A 13899-nucleotide genomic window follows, 5' to 3' on the forward strand; every position below is an offset into this window, starting at 1 on the left:
AATTTCTTTGCCCGTGTCGAGATTCCACAATTTGATCGTGTTGTCATCACTGGCGGAAGCTAAAGTTTTGCCATCCGGGCTGAAGACGACGCTGTTGACATAATCGCTATGCCCTGTGAGAGTGGAAATTTCTTTGCCCGTATCGAGATTCCACAATTTGATCGTGTTGTCACGGCTGGCGGAAGCTAAAGTTTTGCCATCCGGGCTGAAGACGACGCTGTAGACCTCTTCGCTATGCCCTTCGAGGCGATTTTGTTCACGAATATTAGTACTAGATAGAATTCTCTGTAAACTAAACAAAGGGCTGTATGCTGGATAGTCTGCTAAAGATTGTTTATCCTTGACCAGACTTTTTAATGTTACTGCCGTCTTCATTGCTAATAGCAGAGCATCAAATTCCCTGGAAGCCTCGAACAGTTGCAACGTATTTGTTACGCCTTGTTCCAATTGCGTAGCCGTTAAAGCAACTTTTCTGGCATCGACTGCCGCATTCAGAGCAATTTGTGCCTGCTTTTGTTCTTGCCTTGCTCGATTTAAATGTGCAACAGCTTTTTGACGCTGCTGTTGTGCCTCTTGTCGTTGTTGACTTGCTTGGTTTGCCTGTACTTCAGCTTGACTAGCCTTTGCGCTAGCTGCTGCCATTTTGTTTTGAGCTAGTTTCAGGTTTTGCTGTGCCTGATTCACTTCGACATTTGCAGCATTCAGTTTTGAGGTGGCATTACTAAGATTCCGTTTTACCTGTGTTGCCTGTTCTGATATCCTTTGATTGTCGCGTGATATTTTTTTATTGTCTGCCGATATTCGCTGATTATCTTGCCTAGTTGCTGCGGTTTCTGTTTTTGCTTTTTCTAGTTCCGTTTGGGCATTATCTGTTTGTGCCTTTGCTGTTCGTGCTTGTCCCAATTGATATTCAGCAAATATTAATGATGCAACTGCCCCCAACACAGTCAGCCCTAACACTAAAGAACCAATACGAATACGTTGATTAGCTTTGTGGTTCGCTTCTGCTAAAACTTGCTTTGCCTGTTCCTCTGCTTCCAGCCTTTTCTGCACATCACGCTTTTCCAACTCTTGGCTAGCAGCTAAAAACTGATAATCCAAGTCACTTAAACTTTTACCTACTGCCCATTCTTGGGCATCTTGCAAAGTCTGTCCCCGCAACAAACGCGACTCATCTTGACGTTGCGACTCAACCCAGGCATTAAATGTATCGGAGTAAGGGCGCAAGTTTGCTAAAATCTTGTCGCACCATTCCTCTTTAAACACCTCTGCATAAATCCGGTTATAAATTCGCAGCTTCCCCTCCCGCTTCACCACCAAACCCGTCAGCCGCAGTTCCGTTTGTTCAGGACTATCATCGGTTGTTATCTCTCCCTGCTGCAAAATCTGCTGATACAACCCCAACAATCGCCCAGTCCTCTGTTCTCCACTCCGCATGATTCTGTCTCGAATCGTCTTTAAATGCTCCGGCTCATCTTGTCCTTCCCAATTCTCAATAATCCGCCTTCTTACGATCCCTGCTACTAACCCCTCAATTTGGGATTTCTCCTCGTCTCTAGAAGACGCGATAAATCGCGTCTCTACGGGGGATTCCTCAATTAACAACTTACAAACTTTCTGCGTCAAAAATGGCTGTCCCCCCGTCCAAGCCAGCACCGCCGCCATTGCCTCTTGAGGATTTCCCGTTGCTGCCAAACCCCGCGCCAAGGGTTGCGCCTCTTGGAGTTGAAAGCCAGTTAAATCTATTGCCTGTCCAATATTAAAAGGTGTCCGGCGTTTATCTTGAATCAAATCTGAAGGTGTAGACACGCCAATCAAAGCAAAAGTGATGCGATTATATTCAGGATGGTCTGCTCGTCGGTTGTAGCAATCGCGGATAACTGCAAAAAAGTCATCTAAGTTGAATGAAAGACTTAGAATGCTGTCAATTTCATCAATAAAAATAACAATCTTTTCAGTAATTGTTTTTAGTAATATTGTTTCAATAAACTTGCTCAAATGCTGTACTGGTGAAAGCAAAGCGTTATCAGCCCACCAAGTATCTAAATCAAAAGTTGTATAAATATTAAAACTTCCCACGAGAGTATCAATCACCCCGGCATACCACTCTTCTGGGGTAATATCTGCCGTCCCAATAGCTGTAATATCAACAACAGCACAAGCAAATCCCTCTGTTTGCAACTGGTGCATTACCTGCACCCGCAAGCTAGATTTCCCCATTTGCCGGGAATTGAGTACATAACAAAAATCCCCAGCCTTCAAGCTTTCATAGAGGTCATGGTCAGCTTGCCGTCTAACATAAGTTGGTGCATTTTGAGGCAGACTACCACCGACTTGATACTGGTACTGGGTCACGTCGCTTCGCTCCGAATTCAAAATTCAAAATTCAAAATTATGAAATACAGCTAGTTTGGTAGGGTGCATTAGCACAGATAGTATTGAGATGGTAAGTTATGTCCTTAGCTAACATACCCTACAAAATTACGAATTACGAATTACGAATTACGAATTAAATCAGCTAGACGCTTTAACACTTTTACCACAGTATCTAGGTCATCCCCACGATCAGGTAAATCTTGTTGCCACTCTGAAAAAAACTGTTCGTTGTCTGCACGTTGTAGCCCAAATTGATCTATGAGTTGGGCTAGGGTGATATCTTTTCCTTGAATAACTTGAACCATTGTTAAACCTTTTTGTTAAATGGTAATTGCAGATAAAAGTCTTATTGCACTCCTAATGTACTTTCTTAATTTTTCAACCCTAAGCGATGCCCAAAATATTGACGATACAATTTACACAGTGGCACCACTTCATTGCCTTGAAATTTAACTAACCCCATACTGCGGAGTTTAAACGCTTCAGTTGTGCCTACATCCACGGGGTGATTTGCTATCATCACTTGTTTGACCGCAGCTAGCAATTCTGCATCCTCTTGCAAATTCAGCCAATGGCGGCGCAGATGGTCACTGTAAGGCCCTTCCTCGGTTGCCGCGACTTTTTGTAGATTTTCCAGCGTCATCCTACCACGGGCAATTTCATAAAGTGCCACCCGCACTAAATAAGGATGACCACCCACCAGTGTCATTAATTCTTCAGTTTGTGATTCAGTCCAATTGAGTCCGTGACGCTGTACCAAGTCTTGTACTTGTATTTGATTTAAGTCTGGCAACTCAATGGGTAAGCCGACATTAAAAGGCGACTGATTTATATTGAGTGGAATATAAACTTCCTTAGAATGCACAATTACCAATCGGAGATTTTTCCAAACTGTCTCATTCTTTGACCGTTCATGCCAAGCTCGTAGCAATCCAAAAAAATCAGCCGCAATTATAGGATGCTTGAAGACTTCATCGACTTCATCCAAACCCAAAGCTACGGGGCTATTAATGGCAGGTAATAAATACCGTTGAAAATAATTTGTACATTTATTCTTGCTACCTAAAACACCCTTCCAATACTCATCTAATTTATCGGGTAGATTCAGTTCGTAGGTAATGCTGGCACAAAACCACTGCAAAAACTGATCTAAATTAGCGAGAAATTCTGCATCGGCTGACTGGAAATTTACAGGTGCAGTCTGATAGCCATGTTGATTAGCATGATGAAGAACCCGCGACATGAGCGAAGTTTTGCCCATCTGCCGGGGAGCTTTGATGCGAACTAAGGCCCCTGGTTGAAGAATTGCTTCATAACAGTCTACCTCAATAGGCGATCGCTCCACATAAAAAGCAGAGTTTAGAGCTACCTGCCCTTCCGGATTTTCTAAGGTGACTGTTGGTTTTATCTCGGTATCTGGAATAGCTCCGTTAGCAGAGATAGCACCTTTAGAATTATTCCGACTTTTCAGCACTGGGGTAGAAGACTCTGGAATACTTTCTAAATCAATAGCGCTACAGCCAAACTCATAAGCATCCTCATAAGACCTATCAGCGCCTAGTGCATCATAAAAGCCTACCGCAAATTTAATTGCCGCCCTGTCCCCAACTGCCCGATTCATCCCAACCACGTAATTAATGTGTTGATAAATTGCTTCAGCCTGCACCTCGCTATAACAGGCATTTAATAATACACACTCAACTTTGTCCTTAAATAACTTAAATAGCCTTGCCAGTGACTCCGTACTCACCAGCTGCATTTGCCCTGTATTATTTTCTAAGGCTAAACCTTGATTTCCTCTACCATGTCCAGAAAAATGGATAATATGAGGATCGTGATCTAAAAGCGCACGCCGCAAATCGTCAGGCCGCACTGCCCATTTAGTAATCAGTTCAAACTTATCTCGGCTGCGAGAGCGTTGCAACCCTTCCTGAATTTCCCTTACTTCTTCGTCCAAGCGGAGTTTGTCTGTCGTTGCGGGATTAGCTGACACAATCAGGATTTTTTTCACAGCGCTATCAACTATTGAATGCAGGCTTCTGGCTTAGATGTAGTTTACTACAGCAGATAACTAGACAATTACTGATAGCGCATTACCGTAAATGAGCCTTTGATATTTATACCTTCCGGTGAAGGCGGTTTAACGCAAGAGTCAGTGGCACTTTCTTATAAAGTATTTGTGATTGATATGCAGCGATTAATCCGAAAATTAGTAACCCTTTATCCTAATTATTTATTAATGCTAAAAATAACATTTTAGTATACTTCATAACTAAGCAATTATAATGAAAAAATTCTTAAGTAATAGTATCAATTAGTAGGTAAGCTTTGCCCGTTCTAGACATTGCTCTCCATTGTTGCCCATAAGCAAGGAATTTAATCACAAAGGCTGGAAGAACTCATCATAGAGAGATGGTAATTATTTTGAAAAAAAGTATAATTGCTGACTGGATGATACGCCAAAAACCTTCTTTAATGGAGTGTCGATAATGACATTAGCAACAACTCCACAAACAAAGCCTTTAACAGAAGAAGAATTACGTAAGATAAACGCCTACTGGCGTGCAGCAAACTATCTTTCGGTTGGGCAGATATATCTACTCGACAATCCGCTACTGAGAGAACCACTAAAACTGGAACACGTCAAACCCAGGCTCTTGGGTCACTGGGGAACAACACCAGGGCTGAACCTGATCTATGCTCACCTAAATCGGGTCATTAAAAAATATGACCTAAACACGATCTATATTGCTGGCCCTGGTCATGGAGGCCCTGGACTGGTAGCCAACACCTACCTAGAAGGCACTTACACTAAGTATTATCACAACATCTCCCAGGATGCTGAAGGAATCCAGAAACTCTTCAAACAGTTCTCTTTCCCTGGTGGGATTCCTAGCCACGTTGCACCGGAAACCCCTGGTTCCATCCATGAAGGGGGAGAACTAGGTTATGCCCTCGTCCACGCTTTCGGCGCTGCCTTTGATAACCCTGATTTAATTGTTGCTGCTGTTGTGGGTGACGGTGAAGCTGAAACAGGTGCTTTAGCAACTAGCTGGCATTCCAATAAGTTTCTAAACCCCGTGCATGATGGGGCTGTATTGCCAATCCTCCACTTGAATGGGTATAAAATTGCTAACCCAACAGTACTGGCACGCATCACCCATGAGGAATTAGAAAGCTTATTTGTAGGCTACGGCTACAAGCCCTACTTTGTCGAAGGTGACGATCCCGCAGATGTCCACCAGCAGATGGCGGCGACTCTAGATATAACGATCGCTGAAATTCAAAGTATCCAAAGAGAAGCCCGCGTACACGGTTTCACCAAACGCCCCCAATGGCCAATGATTGTCTTAAAAACCCCCAAAGGTTGGACAGGGCCAAAGGAAGTTGATGGCAAAAAGACAGAAGGTTTTTGGCGATCGCACCAAGTTCCCTTTGGGAACATAGCCAAACAGCCAGAACATCTGAAACTCCTAGAAGATTGGATGAAGAGTTACAAACCAGAAGAACTCTTTGACGCTAACGGCACACTGATTCCCGAACTAGCAGAATTGGCTCCCAAAGGTCATCGACGCATGGGTGACAATCCCCACGCTAACGGCGGTCTTTTGCTATGCGACCTGAAGATGCCCGACTTTCAAAAGTATGCTGTAGATGTTCTCAAACCAGGGCAAGCGATCGCTGAAGCTACCCAAGTTGCCGGAAAATTCCTGCGGGATATCATGCAACTTAACCAAGAAAGCCGCAATTTCCGCATCGTTGGGCCCGATGAAACGGTATCAAATCGCTTAGGCGCTGTGCTAGAAGTCACAGACCGGGATTGGGCAGCCCAGATTCTCCCAGAAGATGACCACCTTTCCCCCGATGGTCGGGTAATGGAAATTCTCAGCGAAACTAATTGTCAAGGATGGTTAGAAGGCTACCTCCTCACAGGACGCCACGGGTTTTTCTCTTGCTACGAGGCATTTATCCACATCATTGACTCGATGTTCAATCAGCACGCCAAATGGCTGAAAACTACCAGACATATTCCTTGGCGTAAACCGATTGCTTCCCTCAATTACCTCCTCACCTCCCACGTTTGGCGGCAAGACCATAACGGTTTCTCGCACCAAGACCCCGGTTTTATTGACCATGTAGTTAATAAAAAAGCAGAAATCGTTCGCGTGTATTTGCCACCCGATGCCAACACTTTGCTATCAGTAACCGATCACTGTCTCAGAAGCCGTAACTATATCAACGTTATCGTTGCCGGAAAGCAACCAGCATTGCAATACCTAAATATGGATGCTGCTATCAAGCACTGCACCAAAGGCATCGGCATTTGGGAATGGGCAAGTAACGACCAAGACGGTGAACCAGATGTAGTAATGGCTTGTGCTGGGGATATTCCCACCTTAGAAACTTTAGCGGCTGTGGACATTCTGCGCCAGCACTTCCCTGAGTTAAAGGTGCGGGTGGTAAACGTAGTCGATTTAATGACACTACAGCCAAAAAGCGAACATCCCCACGGTTTGAGCGAAAAAGACTTTGACACGATTTTCACCACCGATAAACACATTATCTTTGCCTTTCATGGCTATCCCTGGCTGATTCATCGCTTAACCTATCGCCACACCAATCACGATCAGTTACATGTGCGTGGCTACAAAGAAGAAGGAACCACCACTACTCCCTTTGATATGGTTGTGCTTAACGAGCTAGATCGCTTCCATCTAGTGATGGATGTAATCGATCGCGTACCAAAACTAGGATATAGAGCAGCTTATGTTAAACAGCAGTTGCAAGATAAGCTGATCGAACACAAACATTACATTGAGAAGTACGGCGACGATATGCCTGAAATTCGTGATTGGAAGTGGCCCTATTAAAACAATTCGCAATGGGCTTCTCTGCGAGACGCTAAAAGCGAACGCCCCGCTACGAAGAGAGCAATGACGCTCGTTCGCCCTTGGCGTGCCGTAGGCAAGACTCGCTAACGCTGCGCTAACGCAATGGGTTTCGCCCCGCTACGCTAACGCAATTACATTTTGTGACGGGTTTGTGACGGGAATTTAGACCCCGATACAAAACCTCCTGTCTGTAGAGACAGGGGACTTAAACCCCCACCACTTGTTAAAAGGGAATGAGGATATAGAGGCAAAGGGGAAACTTTTCTCCCTGCTTCTCCCTTTTTTAGGAATTACTGTAAGAAATTGGTATTAAATTACAATTTTCTTAAAAGTACGATTTAATCTAGCGTTCTAAATTGTGAAGTTTACAACTTCTGGATATAAAACCATCTTTTGACATACTGGGACTAGTTACTGGCTTATCTCAAGCTGCCATTAGTTGCTTTTAAAAGAACAATTGCACTTGTAGGTTCTCCATGTCAGTATCTAACCAACCTCATCTACCAATAGAAAATCAGATTCTTGCTGCTCTTTCAGAAGCTGAGTATCAACACCTAGTTCCCTTTCTAGAGCGAGTCGAGCTTTCAGTTAAGCAAGTCCTCTACAAAGCCAATGAACCAATAACACACGTCTATTTTCCCTATCAGTCAATGGTTTCTTTGATTTGTATCCAGAAAAATGGCTCGACTGTCGAAGCTGGCATGGTGAGCAATGATGGCATGGTAGGTGTTCCTGTAATTTGGGGCAGTAACATTACAAATACAACTGCGTTTGTGCAGATTACAGGCAGTTCTATGATGATGAAGACAGAGTTCCTCCAAGCCGAGTTTAACCGAGGTGGAGAGCTTCAAAGTTTGCTGTTGCGTTATACTCATGGGCTGTTCACTCAAGTTACACAAACACTCGCCTGCAACAGCCTCCACACTATAGAACGACGCCTGGCTCGTTGTTTGCTCTTCATCGCTGACCGTGTACAATCAGATACATTCGTGCTAACTCAGGAATATATTGCTAAAATGCTGGGCTGTCGTCGTACTAGTGTTACAGAGGTAGCAGGTAGACTCAGCCGAGCCGGAATGATTAGCTACAAGCGAGGAGCGATCGCCATCCTGAATCGATCGGGGTTGGAAGATACATCTTGCGAATGTTATTTGATGATTAAAGAGGAATACGCTCGATTGCTTGGTTTACCGAGCCAGTCTGCTCTCGAAAATGGAGGCTGGGAGAGAGGTCAATAGACTTGTCGAACTCACGTTAATGTATAGTCAACGGAATCCCGTTATCTTTGGGTTTCAACTTGAGAATAAATGGCACAGCTTTCAATACCCAATCAGACACGGGTGTATAATTAGCAGCTTCTTCTCCAAAACTAATAGAGAGCATATCTGTATGAATAATCCCTGGATTGAGGGGTATAGCTGCCATACCAGTCGGCAATTCTTGTGCCAAAGAACGAGTTAATCCTTCTATTGCCCACTTGGAAGCACAGTATGGTGCAACTTGGGCTGAAGTAGAACGTCCCCAGCCAGAACTAAAGTTAACAATAATACCCCGTTTATTTTTCACCATTGCTGGTACAAAATGGCGAATTATATTCACTACTCCTTTGATATTGATATCTATTAGATCAGAAAATTCTTCGGATGGTATTTCCCACAAAGGTGCTGGGTAATTAGTAATTGCCGCATTATTAATCACTATATCTGGCGGTTCATATTTGTTCAATACATCTAGTGCCCATTTTTTTACAAGCTGTTCATTTGCCACGTCTACAGATGTGAAATAGTTGGGCGCACTAAACTTCTGATGTATTTTATCGATAGCATCTGATGAACGAGCGCAACCAATAACGGTATGTCCCTCTTGAATAAAACGCTCGGTCATCGCATAACCTAGACCTTTGCTTATGCCTGTAATTAAGATGAGTTTAGTCATATTTTTCTGCTATTAAACATATCATTAGCAAACTTTTCGTGGGTAGCTATTTTTATCGAATGCCCTGCATATTGTAAATCGATAACAAATGCACAACCCGGCTTTGCGTCTTCTCTTAACCCTACTGCCAGTATCATTATGCAAATTGCAGCCACACGTCAACAAGAAGAAAGTGCGATCGCTGCTTCTAACACTTTGCTAAGACAACTTGTTGAAATTAGCAATTTTGGGCTAGTCGAGTACTAGTGAAACCTAAAAGCATTTGTATAATTATTTAACTTTGCACAGAGAAGTACTTAAAGTTACTTAATGCATCAAACGCTATCCACTTTCATGGTTAGCGCTAAGATAGCTATGTATTTTTTGGAAGTATAAATATGGCTCAGGCTTTTTATGTAAATCCAGTATCAGGTAGCGACACCAACGTTGGTAGCCAACAAGCCCCATTCAAAACTATTACGCAAGCTCTTAAGGTATCTACAGATAACACCAAAATTCAACTAGCAAATGGTAATTACAATGCTGCTAGCGGTGAAGTCTTTCCGCTAACGGTTTCATCTGGGGTGACTGTGGTGGGTAATGAAACCAATAAAGGCAATGGTATTTTGATTGAAGGGAGTGGTAGCTATTTGAGCCGTACTTTTGCTGCTCAGAATGTCACATTTGTGCTACTGGATAAAGCTGAAGTGCGGGGAGTAACTGTAACAAATTTAGCAAGTCGTGGTACTGGTGTCTGGATTGAATCAACTGCCCCTATTGTTGCTAATAGCACCTTTACTAACTGTAAGCGGGAGGGAGTATTTACTACAGGTGAGGCTAATCCAGTTATTCTAGGTAATGTGTTCAGTGAGAATGCAGCTAATGGAATTGCGATCGCTAAAAATTCCAAAGGTCAAATTCAAGATAATACCTGCTTAAAAACAGGTTTTGGCATTGCCATTAGCGATACTGCATCACCCACCCTTCGAGATAACAAAGTTTACGAAAACCGTTCTGGAATTGTCATCTCTGGCAGCGCTCGTCCTATATTGCGTAACAATGTCTGCGAAAATAACACTGACGATGGTATCACAGTAATCGGAACTGCCCTACCGGATATCGGTAGTACCAATAACTTAGGAGGCAATACTCTACGCAATAACGGTAAATTTAATTTGCAAAATGCCAGTTCTAACAAGCTGGTTTCTGTGGGAAATAAAATAGATGCGTCTAAAGTCACAGGAAACGTAGAGTTTGCAGATAGTTCGGTTGCGACATCCACACCAACACCTACTCTCATTCCCACTCCCACCCCCATTCCCACTCCAACACCGACACCCACTCCAACGCCAACACCTACTCCCATTCCCATTCCAACACCTACTCCCACTCCGACACCAACTCCCACGCCCACTATAGAATTAACCGATATTAAAAATCATTGGGCAGGTGGCTTTATTCGGGAATTAGTCAAATTGGGCATAGTTAATGGTTTTCCCGATCGCACATTTAAACCGGATGCTACGATGACACGGGCGCAATACGCCGCATTACTGGTAAAAGCTTTCAATCCACCGCCAAACCGCACCGCGATCAAATTCAAAGACGTACCAGCAGACTTCTGGGCATCCAAGGTAATTCAGCAGGCATATCAAGGTTCATTCCTCTCTGGTTTTCCTGACAATACCTTCGCCCCCAACAAAAATATCCAGCGTGTACAAGTAATTGTTTCCTTGGTGAATGGATTGGGGTTATCTGCTGATAGTACAACCGTTACCAAAACTTTTGATGATCAAGCAAAGATTCCTGAATATGCCAAGGATGAGGTAGTAAAAGCTATAAACAAGGGGATTATCGTCAATCACCCGAACCTTAAACAACTCAATCCTACCCGCGATGCTACACGCGCTGAGGTAACGGTGATGGTATACCAAGCCTTGGTAGACGCTGGTCGTGTAGCTGCGATTGACTCGCCTTATATTGTTGCTTAATTGCTACAATAATTTGTTTTGCAAAATTGCATGATTTTTTAGGGGCAATTTCCCCATGCTTGCTTTTACTAATCAAAAGCAGTCATAGGGCTATTGCCCCTAAATATTTGAGCATCAATCGCTCTTTTACCAAAAACACCTATGAATTATTCTTCATCAGGTTATCTTATCTATATGACTCGACACACCATACTCCGCAATCTCAACACAGTTACTCAGCTGTGACGAGTTCAGTACTGCCACGTGTACGACGCCGTGTGAGGCTGTTGTAAAGCATTACTCCAATCGCTTTAATCAAATTGCCTTCCAATTCTTGGAACATCGTCATGTTCATGCCAAAGGCGGCGTTAGCTTCATCAACGATGCGATCGGTTGTAGCATCGTCAAGGGGTAATTCATCCAAAGTTTGACGATATTTGGCTTTAAATGCCTTCTCATCAGGAATCTCTGGAAACTCATAAAAGGCTGTTCCTTGGCCGTCAGACAAATTCATCGCCGTTACAGCAATATTTTTGAGAATTTGTCCCCCGGATAAGTCACCCAAGTAACGAGTATATGAATGAGCGATTAACAGTTCTGGTTCTGCGGCAGATATTTCCCGGATGCGCTTTACATAAGCTTCACCTGCCGGAGATAGCTTGATTTGCTCTCTCCAGTTAGCACCAAAGTAATAACTTAGGTCTTGCTCTAAGGTATACTTGCGGTTCAGCTGGGAAAAGTTAATTTTGGAAACAATTGGGTGCTGGCGATGCTTTTCCATTTCCTCTTCCATCGCTGAGTAAACGAAGTAGAAATTAGCAACAAGTTTTCGGTAAGAGTTTTTCTCGACTACTCCTCTTAAAAAGCACTTGACAAAACCTACATTTTCCGCCATTGTGTGGGCTTTCTTAGTGCCTACACGTAATTTGGTTGCTAAATTGCTGCTCATGCTAAATTTCTCAACTTTAAAAAGTTAACTACCGAAGTCTTAATTCACTAACGGCTAAAAAAGCCATTAAAACGTTACCTTAAAACTATTTGATGAGAATTTATATTAAAATTTTTTAAGCTTCAAAGCCAATGTATCTTTTTATACAATACAGATCCAACAAATAGTTGCTTTGAACGCATGAAAATTACTTCTTTACCATTTCCCAATCAGAAAATCAGCTTTTGTGTTTCCAAAATTCCGAAAGCAACAACACAAGACACTAATTTTTAAATTAAGTCAACTTCATGCCCAAATCAAACATCTCTTAATCCTCGTATTAATTCTAATTAGATGAATGCCTAAATAATAAATTAGCGAACTTTTATTATTTCAGTAGTTCTTCACAAAACATCTAAAACTTAATACCAATTTAAGTAGAGATACTGAGGAGCATACAATATGCAAGTGATATATTACAAATATCTTAACTGAGGTAAAAGCTTATATTTTCATTATTCATAATGGATTGTAGAGCATTTTTTAACTCAATAATTGGCAAAAATTAAGTCTCAATGCCAGACATATAACCTGTTTTAATTATGCTATAAGTACCCAATAAACTAAATTTCAACCTTTGAGCTAGTTAATTTCAATAAATATTACATAAACAATATAGCACTAATATTTGATTGATGAAAAAGCTCGGTACAGATCGAAAAACCTAATTCCTTATTCCCTACTCCCCACTCCCCACCCACATAAATAATTTCAAAAATCAAATACGATTCCTATATGAGAAATATTTTAAATCGTTTAAAGGTTAGTTTGCACAATAAGCTATGGCTGTTTAACTATCGATTGCGAGAACTTCAGATTCGGCTACAGTTTTACTGGCTTTTGTATCGAGGTAGTCAACCACTAAATGTTAGCGATAAATCGCTAGTTGTGTTTGCTCCTCATCAAGATGATGAAGCACTCGGCTGTGGTGGAATTATTGCACTCAAGCGAGAACAAGGTGTACCTATTAAGGTTGTTTTTGTCACAGATGGAGGGGGTTCTCATCAAGGTAATTCCAAGATTAGCCGCTCTGAAATTATTCAAATTCGTAGACAAGAAGCACTGACAGCTTTAAACATTCTAGGTGTTGATTCAAAAGATATTCACTTTCTTAATAAATCTGATGGCTCACTACACAAGATGACAGAAGCCGAACAACAGCAAACCATTGAAGAAATGGCGCAATTGTTGCATACATTTCAGCCTCAGGAAGTTTACGTAACTCACAAAAAAGATCGGAGTCGAGATCATGAGATTACTTATCAACTTGTTAAGACTGCGATTGTTAAAGCTGGAGTTAAGGTGGATTTGTGGGAGTATGCCATCTGGTTACTTTGGAAATCTTTATTATTTCGGGATCTCAAGTTTGATGAATTGGCAAGTGCTTATCGATTATCAATTCACACAGTGCAATCCAAAAAAAATGAAGCGATCAAAACCTATCGTTCTCAATATTTACCTATAGATGCTGAATCTAGCGCGGTACTACCTCCTGGTTTTCTCTGGCGCTTCTTTTTACCTCATGAGGTTTTTTTCAAATCAGAATTGCCAAAGCTATAACTTTCTCCTTTGTAACTGGAGAAAACGAAATTGTTTTTAACATTGTTTGAATGAATAAGGCAAAAGAGAAATTAGTGAAAAATTCAGAACAACTACTTTCTTGTTAATCACTAGATCTTAGATTTAGTGTGGTTTTTAGCCAATTATTCATTGCTGCATAGCTAAATTATTGATGTAATAAATACATCAATAAATAGCT

Annotated in this window: 9 protein-coding genes; 4 read left to right on the plus strand and 5 right to left on the minus strand. The window is 42.0% G+C overall.

Annotation, left to right across the window (positions count from 1 at the left end; translation table 11 throughout):
- The 3 genes from RMZ43_RS04960 to RMZ43_RS04970 form a co-directional block, all read right to left on the minus strand.
- Nucleotides 1-2355 (minus strand): AAA-like domain-containing protein (locus RMZ43_RS04960; protein WP_428850698.1); only part of this gene is annotated, 2355 nt, incomplete at its 3' end.
- 140 nt (nt 2356-2495) lie between these two features.
- Entirely contained in the window at nt 2496-2681 is a 186-nt protein-coding gene (locus RMZ43_RS04965) for a hypothetical protein (RefSeq protein WP_322646406.1), read from the minus strand.
- A gap of 65 nt (nt 2682-2746) precedes the next feature.
- Nucleotides 2747-4387, minus strand: coding sequence for an AAA-like domain-containing protein (locus RMZ43_RS04970; protein WP_322655029.1), 1641 nt, complete (start codon nt 4385-4387; stop codon nt 2747-2749).
- Nucleotides 4388-4865: 478 nt separating this feature from the next.
- On the opposite strand from RMZ43_RS04970, the gene RMZ43_RS04975 reads away from it, so the two are divergent.
- The gene (locus RMZ43_RS04975; protein WP_322655030.1) at nt 4866-7247 is read left to right on the plus strand and encodes a phosphoketolase family protein; all 2382 of its coding nucleotides are present in this window, start codon (nt 4866-4868) and stop codon (nt 7245-7247) included.
- 497 nt (nt 7248-7744) lie between these two features.
- Nucleotides 7745-8506 carry a Crp/Fnr family transcriptional regulator gene (locus RMZ43_RS04980; protein WP_322655031.1) on the plus strand — a complete coding sequence of 254 codons (762 nt, stop codon included), beginning with the start codon at nt 7745-7747 and terminating at the stop codon, nt 8504-8506.
- Between the two features lie 16 nt (nt 8507-8522).
- Here the strand turns inward: RMZ43_RS04980 and RMZ43_RS04985 are convergent, their stop codons facing one another.
- On the minus strand, nt 8523-9203 hold the full coding sequence (locus RMZ43_RS04985; RefSeq protein WP_322655032.1) for an SDR family oxidoreductase: 681 nt from the start codon (nt 9201-9203) through the stop codon (nt 8523-8525).
- Nucleotides 9204-9580: 377 nt separating this feature from the next.
- On the opposite strand from RMZ43_RS04985, the gene RMZ43_RS04990 reads away from it, so the two are divergent.
- A complete protein-coding gene (locus RMZ43_RS04990; RefSeq protein ID WP_322655033.1) occupies nt 9581-11173 on the plus strand; it encodes a DUF1565 domain-containing protein in 1593 nt (530 codons plus the stop codon).
- Nucleotides 11174-11384: 211 nt separating this feature from the next.
- Here RMZ43_RS04990 and RMZ43_RS04995 read toward each other — a convergent pair whose 3' ends face one another.
- Nucleotides 11385-12101, minus strand: a complete 717-nt coding sequence (locus tag RMZ43_RS04995) for a heme oxygenase (biliverdin-producing) (protein ID WP_322655034.1) — start codon at nt 12099-12101, stop codon at nt 11385-11387.
- Between the two features lie 774 nt (nt 12102-12875).
- On the opposite strand from RMZ43_RS04995, the gene RMZ43_RS05000 reads away from it, so the two are divergent.
- Nucleotides 12876-13700: a PIG-L deacetylase family protein gene (locus tag RMZ43_RS05000; RefSeq protein ID WP_322646399.1), complete on the plus strand. Its 825-nt coding sequence runs from the start codon at nt 12876-12878 to the stop codon at nt 13698-13700.
- Nucleotides 13701-13899: the final 199 nt, after the last annotated feature.

The sequence above is a fragment of the Nostoc sp. CmiVER01 genome (genome assembly GCF_034531135.2).
GTDB lineage: Bacteria > Cyanobacteriota > Cyanobacteriia > Cyanobacteriales > Nostocaceae > Nostoc.